Raw genomic sequence first — 14,930 nt, 5'->3', positions numbered from 1 at the left:
GATCATCCGGCACGCCCGGCCATGAACGCCGGGACGAAGGTAATTACCTCGATGTCATCACTGCGCACGGCCGATGTGTTCCTGTACCCGGAGGCCGGCCGCCCGTGACCCGCCAGATCGTCCTCAACGCATTCGACATGAACTGTGTGACCCACATCGTTGCCGGCACCTGGCGGCATCCCGAATCGCAGGCGGCGCGGTACAAGGACCTGGAGTATTGGACCGACCTGGCGAAGCTGCTGGAACGGGGCCTGTTCGACGGCCTGTTCATCGCCGATGTCCTCGGCATCTACGACGTGTACGCCGGCGGCCCCGAGGCGGCGCTGCGCTCCGGTGCGCAGGTACCGGTGAACGATCCACTGCTGGTGGTACCTGCGATGGCCGCGGCCACCGAACATCTGGGCTTCGGCATCACCGCCGCCACCTCGTTCGAGCACCCGTACTCCTTCGCCCGGCGGATGTCGACGCTGGATCACCTCACCAAGGGCCGGGTCGGCTGGAACATCGTCACCGGCTATCTGGAGAGCGCCGCCCGCAACCACGGCCTGGACACCATCACCCCGCACGCTGACCGCTACGACATCGCCGACGAGTACACCGAGGTGCTCTACAAGCTGTGGGAGGGCTCTTGGGAGGACGACGCCGTCGGCGCCGAACCCGGTCGCGCGCACTACGCCGATCCAGCCAAGGTGCATCCGATCGAGCACCTGGGCAAGCACTTCCGGGTCCCGGGCATCCACCTGTGCGAGCCGTCGACCCAGCGCACCCCGGTGCTGTACCAGGCCGGTGCCTCGCACCGCGGCAAGCAGTTCGGCGCGGAGAACGCCGAGGTGATCTTCATCGGTGCGCCCACCAAGGCGCTACTGCGCGAGGCCGTCGCCGATATCCGCACCAGGGCCTCCGATACCGGGCGGGACCCCTACGACGTGAAGATCGTCAACGGACACGTCGCCGTGACGGGGGCTTCGCAGCAGGCCGCGCGTGATCGGTACGAGGATTTCCGGCGTTACACCGATCCCGAAGGAGCACTGGCCCTCTGGTCGGGCTGGCTGGGCAGCGACCTGTCCCGGTTCGACCTGGACGACCCCGTCGCCGTCACCGACAACGAATACCTGAAGTCATCGGTGCAGATGTTCGGCCAGGGTCAGTGGACCCTGCGCGACTTCATCGACGCCCACGCCATCGACGCCGAGGGTGGCTTCAGTGTCGGCGGACCCACCGAGGTGGCCGACGATCTGCAGTCCTGGGTGGAAGAGACCGATGTGGACGGGTTCAACCTGACCAACGTCATCACCCCGGGGTCGTTCGCCGACTTCATCGACCACGTCGTTCCGGAGCTGCAACGACGTGGTGTCTACAAGACCGCATACGAGGAAGGTTCGTTGCGGCACAAATTGTTCGGGCGAGGCGCGCGCCTGCCGGAATCACATCGCGCGGCGCGTTACCGCCGCGTCACCGAGGAGGTAACACGATGACCACCACCACCGAACCCCTGACCTTCGGCTCCGAGCGCCTGGCCGCGCTCATCGCGGCAGTCGGCGAGGGCGCGCTGGAACGTGAGCGCCACAACGAACGTCCCTTCGCCGTCATCGACCTCATCCGCGCGTCTGGACTGGGCGCGCTGCGAATCCCGCGCGAGCACGGGGGCGGCGGGGCGAGCCTGCGCGAACTGTTCGCCACGGTGATCGCGCTGGCCGCCGCCGATGTGAACGTGGCGCACATCCTGCGCGGGCACTTCGCCCACGTGGAGGAGCGGCTGCGGCTCGACGAGGTACAACGTCAACGGGTGACCGCACTCGCGTTGTCGGGCGCCATCGTGGGCAATGCCTCCACCGAGCTCGGCTCCGAGCCTGCCGGCGGCTTCGTCTGGCAGACCAGGCTCACCCCCGACGGCGACGCCTACCGGCTCAACGGCAAGAAGTTCTTCACCACCGGGACGCTCTATGCCGACTACGCCGAAGTCCTGGCCAGCGACCCCGCCGACGCCACCGTGATCGCCCTTGTTCCCACCGATCGGGCCGGTGTCACCGTGCTCGACGACTGGGACGGTTTCGGGCAGCGCGCCACCGGCACCGGGACCGCGATCTTCGTCGATGTCGCGGTCACCGCCGATGAGCTGCTGCAGTTCTCCCCGCCGGAGAGCGATGCCGAACGGCCGCCGCTGTACCACTCCGGCGCGTTCTTCCAGCTGTATGTGACCGCGCTGGAAGTCGGTGTGCTGCATGCGCTGCGCGCCGATGCGGTCGCTCACGTGCACCAGCGGGCGCGCAGCTTCACCTGGGCGCCCAACCCGTCGGCACCGGATGACCCGCTGCTGCAGCGCGAGATAGGTGAGATCGCCGCCGCGGCCTACGTCGGCGAGTCCACCGTACTGGCCGCCGCCGATGCGCTGGCCATCGCCTACGAGGCCGACGTCGACAAGACCGATCCGAATCTCGAACTCGCGCACGAGGCGTCCCTGCAGGCCGCCGCAGCCAAAGTCGTCATCGACGGCTTGGCGCAGAAAGCGGCATCGCAGATCTTCGATGTCGGCGGTGCGTCGGTGGTGCGCCAATCGCATTTGTTGGACCGGCACTGGCGCAACATCCGGACGCTGGCCTCGCACAACCCGACGTCGTACAAGGCCCAGGCCATCGGCGCCTACTACACCCGCGGTACCAAACTTCCCGGCAGCGGCTACTTCTGACCAGCGATTTGTGGAGTCTCAGCCGTAATGATTACGGCTGAGACTCCACAAATCACGAGAAAGCCCCGCGGTAGCGGGCCGCGGGGTGCCGCTCGTTGATCAGGTCGGCACCGAACAGCTTGGCACGCACGCTGCCGGGGGCGTAGTCGCGCTGAGCCAGCCCACGCTGCTGCAACACGGGAGTGACGTGTTCGACGAAATCCTCGTAGCTGCCCGGGATGGTGGCGTTGACGACGTTGATCCCGTCCACACCGGCATCGCGCCAGCGCTGCAACTGATCGGCGATGGACTCCGGGGTACCCACCACCCGCGAGTTCCGGCCCTGCAGCAGACCAAGATCACGCACGGTGGCCGTCTGCCCGGGTGGTACCGACTCCTGTACCCACTCCACGATGCTGCGGGTCCCGTCGGTCCGGCCGATATCGCCGACTGGGGTGTCCAGGTCGTGGCCCCCGAAGTCGACGCCCACCGCACCGGACAGATGGGCGACCATCCCATCGAGATCGATCGCCTCCTCCAACTCGGCCTCCCTGCGGCGGGCCTCCTCCTCGGTGCTGCCGATGACGAAGTGCAGCCCCTGGAAGAATTTGAGGTCATCGGGTTTGCGGCCGGCGGCCACCACCCGCCTGCGGGTGTCCTCGATCAGGTCGCGCGCCTGGTTCGGCCCAGGGCTGATGATGAACTGGGCTTCGGCGTGGCGGGCCGCGAAATCTCTTCCTGCCGAGGATGATCCAGCCTGGAACAGGATGGGAGTGCGCTGCGGAGACGGTGCCACCAGATGTGGACCCTCCACCCGGTAGCGCTTTCCGACGTGATGGATCTTGTGGATCTTGGCGTAGTCGCCGTGCAGTCCCCGAACACGGTCCTGCAGCAGCGCGCCGTCGTCCCAGGACCCCTCCCACAACTTGTAGGTCACATCGACGTACTCGTCGGCCCAGCGGTAGCGCTCGTCATGTTCCTCCAGATCGTCGTACCCGAAGTTACGGGCGGCGTTGGCCAGCGCGCTGGTGACGATGTTCCATGCGATCCGGCCGCCGGTGGCATGGTCCAGCGTGGAGATCTTGCGGGCGAAGTTGAAGGGATGTTCCTGAATCACCGAGCTGGTGATGGCGATGCCGATATCGCTGGTGTTGTACGCGATCGCCGAGGCGATCACACTCGGGTCGTTGCTCGGGATCTGCAACCCGGACTGCACGTACTTCTCGTATGACCCGCCGTAGTCCCCGTACAGGCCCACCACATCGGCGAAGAAGATGAAGTCGAATCGGCCCCGTTCAAGCACTTTCGCCAGATGCACCCAGTGCTCCAGCGAATTGAAGTTCGTCTGGCCGGCGTCGGGTTGGCGCCACAATCCCTGCAGGATGTGGGATGTGGTGTTCATGACGAAGGCGGAGAAGTGCAGGTGCTGCTGATCGGACACCTCGCCGACTGTTGCTTTCAATCACCCTTGGGCGCAACGGTTATACTCACCGTGCGTTGCAGTCGCGGTAATTCTTATGATGAGCCAGAATCTCGGCAAGGCCTCGGCCGGCCCGTACCGTCGGCGCGGTGAATTCCGAAGAGCGCCGAGCGATCGACCCCATCCTGGAGCGCCTGGACACCTACGGCCTGGGGCGGCGCCAGTTCGTCAAACTGCTGGCCGGCAGCGCCGCGGCGCTCACCGCTGCGGGCGCGCTGACCGCCGTGGGCCGCCGCAGCGAGGCCCGCGGTGACGCGGTCGCCTACACCGATGGCCAGTTCGCGCTGCTGAACTGGTCGGCCACCGGCGACTACCAGGTGCAGTGGGCCAAGGCCTACCAAGAGGCCGCCGCCCAATTGGGTTACAAGAGTGTGGTGTTGGACGGCAAGAGTGACGCCGCCGTACAGTCCAACCAGTTCAACCAGTTGCTCACCCAGAAGACCACCGCCATCTTCGTCGGGCTCAACGACGCGGGCGCACTGCCCACCCTCGCCCACGACGCCAACGACCGCGGGGTGCTGTTCCAGGCCGCCTGGAACTCACCGGCCTGGTACACGCCGTGGCACAGCGATGCCGACGGCAACAAATACAACAGCTTCCTGATGCCCGACGAGTACATCGCCGTCGGCAAGGCCGTGGACGTACTGGCCAAGAAGGTCGGTGAGGAGGGCACCATCGTCCGGGTCGGGGGCTACTACCCGTCTATCGACGGCTGTGAGGTGCAGCGCCGGCTCGCGGTGCACGACACCTTGAAGAAGTACCCGAAAATCAAGTTCGCCGGTGAATTGCACGCCAAGTACGACGCCGATCTGTCCCAGCGGGCTGCGGCGTCACTGCTGGCCCGGTACCCGGATACCGTCGGCATTGTCGCGGTCAACGACGACGCCGCCACCGGGGTGGTCGCCGGTATCGAAGCCGCGGGCAAGGTTCCGGGCAAGGACGTCTTCGTGGTGGGCGCCAACGGCTCCACGGCGGGAATCGACCGGATCGTCAACGGCACCCAGCTGGTGACCACGGGCAACGTCCCGGCCTACCCGTCGTTCGTCACCATCGCGCAGTTCCACGACCGGCTCAACGGCTGGAAACCCGAAGCCGCCGAACGCTTCTACAGCTGGCACGCCGAGATCATCACCGCCGACAACGTGCAGGCCTTCAAGGCCCGCTACGTCGATGGCCCGATCGCCGAGTCGTTCGACGTCAAGCGGCTGTCCCGGGTCGAGCATCCGAACGATTTCGATCTGCAGTTCGACGGTTTCCCGGTCGAGGATCTGGAGACCATCTGGCCGGGGGTCCCCAAGCCCAAGGACTTCCAACTGCCGCAGGCCTATCTGAACGCACAACGCAACGGCGACTTCGACCGCATCCGGGCCTTGTACAAGGACCACTACCGCACGCCGGTGCTCGCGCCATCCCCTTACCAGAAGGTCTGATATGACAGCACAGAGTTCGTCGGGCCCGAGGCTGCAGGCCAGCGGCATCGTCAAATCGTTCGGTGCCAACCGCGCCCTCAAAGGTGTCGACCTTTCGGTGGGCGACGGCGAGGTCGTCGGACTGATCGGTGAGAACGGCGCAGGCAAGAGCACCATCCTCAACATCATCTCCGGGGTGCTGCCGTACGACGCGGGATCCCTGATCCTCGACGGTCGTGAAATCGCACCGAAGACCTACCAGGAAGCCAACCGGCTGGGTATCTTCCGGGTGTTTCAGGAGGCCAACCTGGTGGACTCCCTGGCGGTCTACGAGAACGTGTTCTTCGGTTGGGAGCACCTGTTCCGCTCCCGCACCGGCGGATTGGATCGACGTGCGCTGCGCCGCGCGGCAACCGAGGCCTTGGACAAAGCGGGGGTGGACGGCGTCGACATCTCAGCCCCGACCGGCAAGCTGACCCCCGGCCAGAAGCAGAACCTCGACATCGCGCGGGTCACCGCGCTGGCACAGTTGCTGGAGGTGGCGCGTCCGGTAGTGCTGTTCGACGAACCCACGACCGCGCTGGACTCCGAGCACGAGGACAACTTCCTGCGTCTGCTGGAACGGCTGCGCGGCGTCGCCGCGGTGGTGTTCGTCTCACACCGACTGCCCGAGATCATCGAATCCACCGACCGCATCACGGTATTCAAGGACGGCGAGTCGGTGGCGCACCGGCCGACCGAAGGCGTCGACGAGAACGAACTGCACCGTCTCATGGTGGGCCGGGTGCGCACCGAGAACTACTACCGCGAACACGCTCAGCGCACGATAGGCAGGGACGTGGCGCCCCGGTTGGTGATCGACGGTATCGGCGGCGCCGGCGTGTTGCGGGAGGCCTCGCTGGAGGTGGCACCCGGCGAGATCATCGGCCTGGCAGGCACCGAGGGGTCCGGGAAGCGCGTACTCGGCGAGATCATTGCCGGGGCGGTACGCCCGGACCGGGGTCGCATCCTGGTCGACGGCAAACCGGTCGGCGGCACCATCGGCGACCATGTCCGCGCCGGGATCGCCTATGTGCCACCGGATCGCGCGGACAAGGGCCTCATCGTCACGCAGTCCATCGCCGACAACATCCAGTTGGCCTCCCTGCACGACCGGTTCGCCACCCGCCGGGTCGGGTTGTGGGCGGTGGGCCGTGCCCGCAAGGTGGCCCAGCAGTACGTCGAGGAACTGGGCATCGTCGCCGAGAGCATCGACGCCCCGGTGTCCTCCCTGTCGGGCGGAAATGCGCAGAAGGTGCTCATCGCCAAATGGCTGCTCCGCCAACCGGACATCCTGGTCCTCGACGAGCCCACCCAGGGCGTGGACACCGGCGCCCGCGAAGGCATCTACGACCTACTGCGCACGGTGGCCGCAGCCGGCACCACGATAGTCCTGGTCAGCGACGACCTGCCGGAGTTGATCGGGTTGTCCCACCGGGTCGCGGTCATCACCGAAGGCCGACTGGTGGCCGTCGTGGACGCACCGGCGGATGCCAAACCCGACGAACACGATCTCGTAGCCCTGATGATCCCCGGCGCCACCGCCGTCCCTACCACCATCGGATGACCAATGACCACTGAGCTCACCGCCCCCGCCCAAGAGTCCGTCTCAACCGAACCCGTTGCCACGCCGAATAGTTCACCACCTGGACTGTTCGCCCGGGTGAACCTGGTGCGGGATGTGCTGCCGCTGGCGGCGCTGCTGGCCCTGGTGGTGTTCTTCTCGGTGCGTGCCGAGGCGTTCCTGACAGCGGCCAACCTCACCTTGATCAGCGGGCAGGCGGGCATCCTGCTGCTGGCCTCGCTGGGTGCGACCCTGGTGATCGTGGCCGGCAGCGTCGACCTGTCGGTCGGGTCCATCGCCCTGCTCACCGGGGCGGTGGTGGCCTCACTGATCAACGACGGATTCGGCAACCCGTTCCTGGTGCTGCTCATCGCCGTTGCCGTCGGTGCGGCCATCGGCCTGCTCAACGGCGTGGTGTTCGCCTACGGCCGGGTGCCGTCGTTCATCGCCACCCTGGGCACCCTGTCCCTGTTCGCCGGGATCGGCCTGACCATCCTGCAGGGCAGCACCATCAACTTCACCAACCAGGGCATCCGGGATCTGGCGATCGGGCAGTTCATCCCGAACATCCAGAATGCCGCGCTGATCGCGTTGCTGGCGCTGGCCGTGGTGTGGTTCTTCGCGCGGCGCACCCGGTTCGGGCTGTACGTGTACGCCATCGGAGGAAACGAGAAGGTCGTCGAACTCGCCGGTGTGAAGACCCGCCGGGTCAAGGTGCTCATCCTGGTGGTCTCCGGGATCACCGCCGGACTGGCCGGCCTGCTGCTGACCGCCCAACTGGGTGCGGCGGGACCGACATTGGGCTCACAGATCCTGCTCGACTCGGTGGCAGCCATCGTGATCGGTGGCACCGCGCTGTCGGGCGGCGTCGGTGGCGTCGGCCGCACCGTGCTCGGCGTGCTGATCCTCACCGTGCTGTCCAACGGGCTGAACCAGATCGGCGCGGCCGACTACACGCAGACCATCATCAAGGGCCTGGTGATCATCGTGGCAGCCGTCTTCACCATGGCCTCCCAGCGCAAGCTCATCGTCAAATAGCATGGCGCCGCGGTTCGGGGTGTGGGCGCTGGAGGAGGGCACGTTCGGGTCACCTCATCACCCGGAGGATCCGCACGACGCCCGCTGGGAACGCGTGCGTGCTCAGGTGCTGCTCGCCGAGCAACTGGGCTACGACAGCACGCTCATCGCGCAGCTGTTCATCAGTCCCTACGGTGAGGACTATGACCAGGGTGAAGCGTGGACCCTGGCGGCGGCGCTGGCCGCGCTGACCGACCGGATCGAGATCATCGCCGCGGTCAAGCCCTACACCTTCCCACCCGCGGTGCTGGCCAAGATGGCGTTGCAGATCGAGGAGATCAGTGGCGGCCGTTTCGCGATCAACCTGGTGAACGGCTGGTTCACCACCGAGGCACGCCGGCTCGGGCTGACGTTCGGTGCGCACGACGAACGCTATGCCTATGGGCGCGAATGGATCACGGTGGTGCGCGAGCTTCTGACCGGCGGACCGTCCACCTTCGACGGACGGTGGTTTCACACCGACGGCTACCGGCCGCGGCCGGTGTCGCGATGGCGGGAACGCCCACGAATCTATTCCGGCGGCGAGTCACCGGCGGCCCGGGACCTGGCCGCCGACGCCTGCGATGCCTGGTTCATCAACGGACAGCCGCTGGACCGGGTGGCCGCACTCATCGACGATGTGCGGGCCCGGTCACGCACCGGCGCGCCGGTCGAATTCGGCATGGCCGCCTTCGTCATCGCGCGCGAGACGGACGCCGAGGCTGCCGAAGCGCTGGCCTATGCGTGGGAGATCGACAAACGGGACAAGGCCGAGCAGGAGTGGATCACCGGGCAGGTGGATCCCGCGGTCGCGATGTTCAAGACCTTTCAGGAGTTCCCGCACATCGGCACCAACGGAGGTACCGCGGCCGGGCTGGTCGGCAGTTATGACACGGTGGCCGCGCGTATCCAGGAGTTCCACGAGGCGGGCGTCGAATTGTTCATGCTCCAGTTCCAGCCGTTCGAGACGGAGATGACGCGCTTCGCCGAACACGTGATCCCGCGGGTTCGCAGCCGGGCTCCGGCCCGCTCGTCGACATCCCGCTCATAGACTTGGGACATGCCCCGCACCTACGCCACCGCAGACGATGTCAGCCTCGATGAACTGCTGGAGTTCGTGCGGCCGAGGCACCGTATGGTGCTGACCACCTTCCGGGCGGACGGCTCGCTGCAGAGCTCGCCGGTCACCGGCGGCGTGGACGAGCAGGGACGCATCGTGATCGCGAGTTACCCGCAGCGTGCCAAGTCGGTGAACATCGGCCGGACGCCGCGCGCCAGCGTCACAGTGTTGTCCGACGAGTTCAACGGCCCGTACGTACAGGTCGACGGTGACGCGGAACGGATCGATCTGCCCGAGGCGGTGGAGGCGCTGGTCGACTACTTCCGCGCGGTCGCCGGTGAGCACCCGGATTGGGACGAGTACCGGCAGGCGATGGTCGATCAGCAAAAGTGCCTGCTGCGCATCACTCCTACGCGCTGGGGCCCGGTGGCCACCGGCGGGTTCCCGCCGGCACGGGACTAGGCGGTGAACGCCGCCTCGAAGAATCCGAGCTCCAGTTGCATGGCGCGCCGGTAGGTGGCGTGCACGGCGGGGGTGTCGGTATGTTGCTCGTCGAGCAGCTTCTCCAGCTGGGTGGCCAACGCTTCGAACCCGGGATCGGCGTAGGTCTGCACCCACTGGGTATAGGGTCCGGCGGTGTCGTGGTCCAGCGACTGCCCCAGCCATCCGTAGAGCCGCATGCACGGCGTCATCGCTGCGTATACGGCTGCCGGACCCTGGGTGGCGGCGGTGGCCAGCAGGAACTCGGTATAGGCCAGGGTCGCCGGCCATGGTGTGACACCGGACATGTCGATACCCCACGACTCGGCGTAGGACGCGTGCAGGCCGAGTTCATCACGGACCCCTGCCAGCAGGTCGGCCAGGGTGAGTAGCGTGGCGGTGTCGGTGCTGCGCGCCAGCGCGAAAGCGTAGGCGCGGGCGAAGGATTCGAGGAAGAACGCGTCCTGCGCGACGTAGCCGGCGAAGAGTTCCCGCGGCAGCGAGCCGTCGCCGATCCCACGTACGAACGGGTGGTCGAGGACCTGGGCGGTGACGTCGGTGTTCTCAGACCACAGCCGGGCGGACAGTGTCATACCCCGGCCATCTCCCAGAAGTCGACCTCGTGGGACAGCACCTCGGCGATCAGCGCGTCTTTGCCGTCGGGGGTGGCCAACGCGGCGAGTTCTTCGACGTAAGACGCGAACTCCGTTGTGCTCCAATGCTCTACGAACTCGCGGAACCGCGAGGTATCCGAGCGGGCGTGCGTCCAGGCGAGCAGGTACACCCGCTCCAGCACCCACAGGGCGGTGATCGCCGCGTCGAACGGTTCGCCGTCGAGAACCCGCAGCAGCTCCCGGTAGGCCAGCGTGGCGGGTAGTGGTCGCTGGTCCAGGGCGATATCGCGCAGCCGCGCCTGCGCCTCGAACCAGTCCAGTTCCGTCACCAGCGCGACACAGCCCGCGGCGAGCACCGACTGGGCCGGGCGGGGTGCGCGGGCCAGCAGCCGGGCCTGGAACGTGAGCAGGTCGGCGACGAACAGGGCGTCCTGGCACAACCAACGATCGAAGGCCTCATCGGTGATGGAGCCGTCGCGCACCGCATCCAGGAACGGATGCCGGGTCGCGCTCTCCCAGAGCTCGTCTGACACGTCACGAACAATAGCGGTGTGCGTTCAACGTGGGTGGTCGCCGGTCCGGCTCGTCACTCGCTTGGCTCACCGGCGGTGAACACCGGTGATGCCGGTGGGAATTGCGCCGCGACGGCGGGCAGGAAGAAGACGTCGAGGTAACGCCTTGTCGTCGCGGGATCCTCGGAGCCGGGGATGACGCCGAGCAGCAGGCTCATGCTGGTGGCGATGAGGAACAGGCCGAGGTCCTTTGCGCGCAGCCCGGGTCGCAGTGTCTTGCCGGCGTCGGCTTCGACCATCGCGGACATCCATGTCTCGACCAACCGGTGCAGTTCGGCGTTGTTGGCCAGCATCATGGCGACGGTGCGCTCATCCGTCTGATCCGAGATCGAGCGCACCAGGGGATCTCGATTGAGTTCGCTGGCGACGATCACCAGGCTCTCGGTGATGACGTCGAGTGGTTTGGCGTCCTTGGGCAGGCGGTCGAGGATGCCGAGCATGTGCCGACGTGTGGTCCGCTGGATCAGTGCTTCCACCAGGAGGTCCCGGGTGGGGAAGTGGCGGTACACGCTGCCCCGTGAGTACCCGGCCTCGCGTGCGATCAGTTCGATGGTGGTGGCCCGGTAGCCGCGGCTGACGAACAGTCGCTCCGCCGCGTCGAGGAACGCCTCTCGTAATTCTTCGGCTGCCGCCCCGCCGCCGGAGGGGCGGCCCCGACGGCGGCGTACCGGCTCCTCGCCCACTCGTGCTGCCCTTCGTGCTGGTCGTGACACCGAAAGGGTACTCCGGCCGCGCGGGCAGACCTCGACAGTTAAATAACATATAGTCGGCTTTGTTTAATTAGGCCGCGGCCGCGGTGTCGAACAGGAGGCTCGGATGCGTGACCGGTTGATTCGATGGCTCGGCGCCCTGGCAGCGATGACGGCACTCACGGTCGCGCTGCTCGCCGGCGCGGCCACGGCCGCGGCCGACCCCGGATCGGAGCCGTCGGCGGGAAACGACAAGCCGGCCGCAGCGGGACAGCAGGACAGCCCGACATCCACGTCGGATGAAGGCGTGCCGCATCACCCGCGACCGGCCGGCGGCGACGAAACACGCGGAGCGGCCTCCGGGCATGACGTCGAACCGGCCTCGGAAGCCGATAAGTCCGGGACCGCCAAGAAGAAGGCCCGGGCGGCGCGCCTGAGTGTGGTCCGGAGTGTGGGCACGGTGCAGCGCGACATCGCAAGCCGGCAGGAACATCCCGACGACCCGCCGACGCAACAGAAACCCGCGGTGCCGACGAGCACCGCCGCGGTGACCGAGCGCGCGGCCGACACGGCGCTGGCGCAGGCTGCTGCTCCGCGCCGCGCGACGCCACTGGATGCTGTCGGTTCGGCGGTCCTCAACGTCGTCATGGGACTCATCCAGTTCTTCGCCGGACCACCCGTGCTCCCAGCCGACGCCCACGTCACCGTGCGGACGTCGACGCTACGCATCCCGGTCGCCGGCGGGCGTACCGTCACCGCCGATTGGTATTTCCCGGATACCGACGAACCACCCACTCGCCTGATCTACCTACAGCACGGATTCGGTGCGGTCGGTTCGATGTACAGCCACACCGCTGCCGCGCTCGCCGAACGGACCCACAGCGTCGTGGTGGCGCCGACCATCACGTCGAACTTCCTCGTGTCCGACGGTGCCTGGCTGGCGGGCGCTCCGATGCAACAGGCGATCGCGGATCTGTTCGCCGGCAATCGGGATGCCCTGACGGCCAGCGCCGCCGCTGCGGCTGGACACGATGTCGTCCTACCCACCCGCTTTGCACTGGTCGGTCATTCCGCCGGCGGCAGCCTGGTGATGGGCGCCGCGGCCGGGATGACCGAGAACGGTGCGATCGCCGACTTGACCGGAATCGTGCTGTTGGACTCGGTCGATATGAACGGTACGGTACCGCACGCGCTGTCCGTCCTCACCGGTGCCAATTACCGCCCCGTGATGGATATTTCGTCGGAGAGATACGTGTGGAACATGTTCGGCGCCGTCGGCGACGAACTCGAAGACGCCCGCCCGGGCCAGTTCAACGGGGTGATGCTGACCGGTGGCCGCCACATCGACGGCCTCTCCGGTGGCAACCCCGTCATCCAGGCCGCCGAATATCTGATCGCCGGGGTCTCGGCGCCGAAGAATGTGGCGGCAGTGCAGACGGTCGCGACCGGGTGGATCAATGATCTGTTCGCCGGTACTCGCGAGGGTTACTACCCTGCACCGCGTGAGGTGATCGACATCCCCACTGTCAAGGGCACGGCCACCGCGGTGGGGTTACCCTTCACCTGGACAAAGCACATCCAGGCGACGCCATGGGACAAGGTGTCCGAAGTCATCCTGACCTGGATCGCGCGGGTGGCGCACTACGATTCGGACTCCGGATCAGTTGTGGCTCTTAAGGACTAGAGGAAGGCCTGTGCACTAGCATTGCGGCATGAGGCTGGACGGTCAGCAGTTGGCGGCCTATGCGGCGGTCATCGAGCTCGGCAGCTTCGATGCTGCGGCCACCCGCCTGCACGTCACCCCATCCGCGGTCAGCCAGCGCATCAAAGCCCTTGAGCAGCGGGTGGGGCAGGTGCTTGTGGTTCGCGAAAAGCCCTGTCGTGCAACATCAGCGGGCGTCCCATTGCTGCGCCTGGCCGCCCAGACCGCGCTCCTGGAGGCCGAGGCGCTCGCCGAGACAGGTGCGGGACCGCAGGAACACGTCAGGGTCGCCATCGCGGTCAACGCGGATTCCATGGCAACCTGGTTCACCGATGTCTTCGCCGGCCTGCCCGGCATATTGTTCGATATCAGGATCGAGGACCAGGACCATTCGGCGCGACTGCTGCGCGAGGGTGAGGTGATGGGCGCCGTCACCACCGAGCGTGCGCCGGTGTCCGGTTGCCGGACGCGGCCGCTGGGTGTCATGCGCTATATCCCGGTGGCCACCCCCGCCTACATCGCGCGGCACCTACCCGACGGATTCACCGCGAAATCGGCCGCCCAGGCTCCGTCGCTGGCCTGGAATCGCGATGATGCCCTGCAGGACAACCTGATACGCAAGGTGTTTCGCCGAGAGGTGCGTCGGCCGGTGCACTACATCCCGACGGCCGAGGGATTCCGGGCGGCGGTACAGGCAGGGCTGGGCTGGGGGATGTATCCCGAACAATTGATCGGTCCGGACTTCGTCCAGATCGCCGAGGTGCATCTCGATGTGCCGTTGTACTGGCAGTGCTGGAAGCTGGACAGCCCGGTGGTCGACACCGTGACCGACGCGGTGCGGGGCGCGGCCGAGCACCTGGGCCGGCGCCGTTAGACACTGCGGGTGAATCGGGCGCTGCGGCACGCCGGGCCCCTATAACGACTGTGATAACCGCAGCGTGAGCTATGCTATGACGGTCGTTATAGCGAGGAGTGCCGTGACTGACAGCGGAGTGGATGCACGGATGCGCATGGTGGCGGGCGCGGCGGACATGATCGGGCGCCGCGGGGTGAACGCCACCAGCGTGCGGGAATTGGCGAAGCACACCGGCGCCCCGCTGGGGTCCACCTACCACTATTTCCCGGGCGGGAAGGGGCAGCTGGCGGCCGAGGCGGTCCGGTGGGCCGACGACCTCACCGCACGCATACTGGCTCGGGCGATGGCTGCCGGGCCGGCCGAAGGCCTGGATGCGTTTCTCGGGATGTGGCGGAAGAAGTTGGTGAACAGTGACTTCCACGCGGGATGCGTGGTTCTCGGCGTCGCGGTCGAGGAAACGGCCGACGAGGATTCCGTGGCGCGCGACGCGGCGGTCTTCGCCTTCGGGAATTGGACATCGATCCTGGCCGGCGCGTTGCGGGAGCACGGTGTCGAACCTACCCAGGCGTTGGGGACCGCCACACTGATCGTGGCCTCGGTGGAAGGAGCGGTGGCGATGTGCCGGGCCGAACGCGCCACCCAACCGCTGGACACGGTGGGGCACGAGCTGCACCGAGTCGTGCGGTCGGTGCTCGTCGAATCCGCCGGATAGGGACTAGCCGCAGGCTGCCGCGCGTGTCCGTT

14 protein-coding genes are annotated in these 14,930 nt (G+C 66.9%); 10 read left to right on the top strand and 4 right to left on the bottom strand.

Translation table 11 applies throughout. The annotated features are described in order from the left end of the window. The first annotated feature begins 104 nt into the window (after window positions 1-104). Entirely contained in the window at window positions 105-1,475 is a 1,371-nt protein-coding gene (locus tag QN239_RS30200; RefSeq protein WP_499016115.1) for an LLM class flavin-dependent oxidoreductase, read from the top strand. Continuing rightward, entirely contained in the window at window positions 1,472-2,686 is a 1,215-nt protein-coding gene (locus QN239_RS30195; protein WP_499016112.1) for an acyl-CoA dehydrogenase family protein, read from the top strand. Before QN239_RS30200 ends, QN239_RS30195 begins: the two co-directional genes overlap by 4 nt. 52 nt (window positions 2,687-2,738) lie before the next feature. On the opposite strand, the gene QN239_RS30190 is transcribed toward QN239_RS30195, so the two are convergent. Beyond that, complete coding sequence (locus tag QN239_RS30190) at window positions 2,739-4,106, bottom strand: LLM class flavin-dependent oxidoreductase (RefSeq protein WP_499016110.1); 1,368 nt, start codon at window positions 4,104-4,106, stop codon at window positions 2,739-2,741. A 128-nt stretch (window positions 4,107-4,234) separates the two neighbouring features. Between QN239_RS30190 and QN239_RS30185 the strand changes: the two genes are divergently transcribed. Genes QN239_RS30185 through QN239_RS30165 form a run of 5 tightly spaced genes read left to right on the top strand, consistent with a single transcriptional unit; the run spans window position 4,235 to window position 9,735 of the window. Beyond that, a complete protein-coding gene (locus tag QN239_RS30185) occupies window positions 4,235-5,575 on the top strand; it encodes a sugar ABC transporter substrate-binding protein (RefSeq protein WP_499016107.1) in 1,341 nt (446 codons plus the stop codon). A 1-nt stretch (window position 5,576) separates the two neighbouring features. Beyond that, entirely contained in the window at window positions 5,577-7,160 is a 1,584-nt protein-coding gene (locus QN239_RS30180) for a sugar ABC transporter ATP-binding protein (protein ID WP_499016105.1), read from the top strand. 3 nt (window positions 7,161-7,163) lie between these two features. After that, window positions 7,164-8,195 carry an ABC transporter permease gene (locus QN239_RS30175; RefSeq protein WP_499016103.1) on the top strand — a complete coding sequence of 344 codons (1,032 nt, stop codon included), beginning with the start codon at window positions 7,164-7,166 and terminating at the stop codon, window positions 8,193-8,195. Between the two features lies 1 nt (window position 8,196). Beyond that, window positions 8,197-9,264, top strand: a complete 1,068-nt coding sequence (locus tag QN239_RS30170; RefSeq protein ID WP_499016100.1) for an LLM class flavin-dependent oxidoreductase — start codon at window positions 8,197-8,199, stop codon at window positions 9,262-9,264. A 9-nt stretch (window positions 9,265-9,273) separates the two neighbouring features. Further along, window positions 9,274-9,735, top strand: a complete 462-nt coding sequence (locus QN239_RS30165) for a PPOX class F420-dependent oxidoreductase (protein ID WP_499016097.1) — start codon at window positions 9,274-9,276, stop codon at window positions 9,733-9,735. Here QN239_RS30165 and QN239_RS30160 read toward each other — a convergent pair. The 3 genes from QN239_RS30160 to QN239_RS30150 are packed head-to-tail and all read right to left on the bottom strand — an operon-like array spanning window position 9,732 to window position 11,622. After that, window positions 9,732-10,346 carry a TenA family protein gene (locus QN239_RS30160; RefSeq protein ID WP_499016094.1) on the bottom strand — a complete coding sequence of 205 codons (615 nt, stop codon included), beginning with the start codon at window positions 10,344-10,346 and terminating at the stop codon, window positions 9,732-9,734. The genes QN239_RS30165 and QN239_RS30160 overlap by 4 nt on opposite strands. Then, window positions 10,343-10,900 (bottom strand): TenA family protein, encoded by a 558-nt coding sequence (locus QN239_RS30155; RefSeq protein WP_499016091.1) that lies wholly within the window; start codon window positions 10,898-10,900, stop codon window positions 10,343-10,345. The genes QN239_RS30160 and QN239_RS30155 overlap by 4 nt, the downstream gene beginning before the upstream one ends. A 53-nt stretch (window positions 10,901-10,953) precedes the next feature. After that, window positions 10,954-11,622 (bottom strand): TetR/AcrR family transcriptional regulator, encoded by a 669-nt coding sequence (locus QN239_RS30150; RefSeq protein ID WP_499016089.1) that lies wholly within the window; start codon window positions 11,620-11,622, stop codon window positions 10,954-10,956. A gap of 133 nt (window positions 11,623-11,755) precedes the next feature. On the opposite strand from QN239_RS30150, the gene QN239_RS30145 reads away from it, so the two are divergent. The 3 genes from QN239_RS30145 to QN239_RS30135 all read left to right on the top strand — a co-directional run bounded on the left by QN239_RS30145 (window position 11,756) and on the right by QN239_RS30135 (window position 14,898). Beyond that, window positions 11,756-13,312 carry an alpha/beta hydrolase family protein gene (locus QN239_RS30145; protein WP_499016086.1) on the top strand — a complete coding sequence of 519 codons (1,557 nt, stop codon included), beginning with the start codon at window positions 11,756-11,758 and terminating at the stop codon, window positions 13,310-13,312. A 28-nt stretch (window positions 13,313-13,340) separates the two neighbouring features. Continuing rightward, entirely contained in the window at window positions 13,341-14,204 is an 864-nt protein-coding gene (locus tag QN239_RS30140; protein ID WP_499016084.1) for a LysR family transcriptional regulator ArgP, read from the top strand. 103 nt (window positions 14,205-14,307) lie between these two features. Then, entirely contained in the window at window positions 14,308-14,898 is a 591-nt protein-coding gene (locus QN239_RS30135; RefSeq protein ID WP_499016082.1) for a TetR/AcrR family transcriptional regulator, read from the top strand. The last annotated feature ends 32 nt before the right edge of the window (window positions 14,899-14,930 follow it).

It is taken from the genome of Mycolicibacterium sp. Y3 (genome assembly GCF_051188035.1).
Lineage (GTDB): Bacteria > Actinomycetota > Actinomycetes > Mycobacteriales > Mycobacteriaceae > Mycobacterium > Mycobacterium fluoranthenivorans.
Note: the sequence above shows the minus strand (reverse complement) of the source record. Positions and strands in the feature narration are given on the sequence as shown.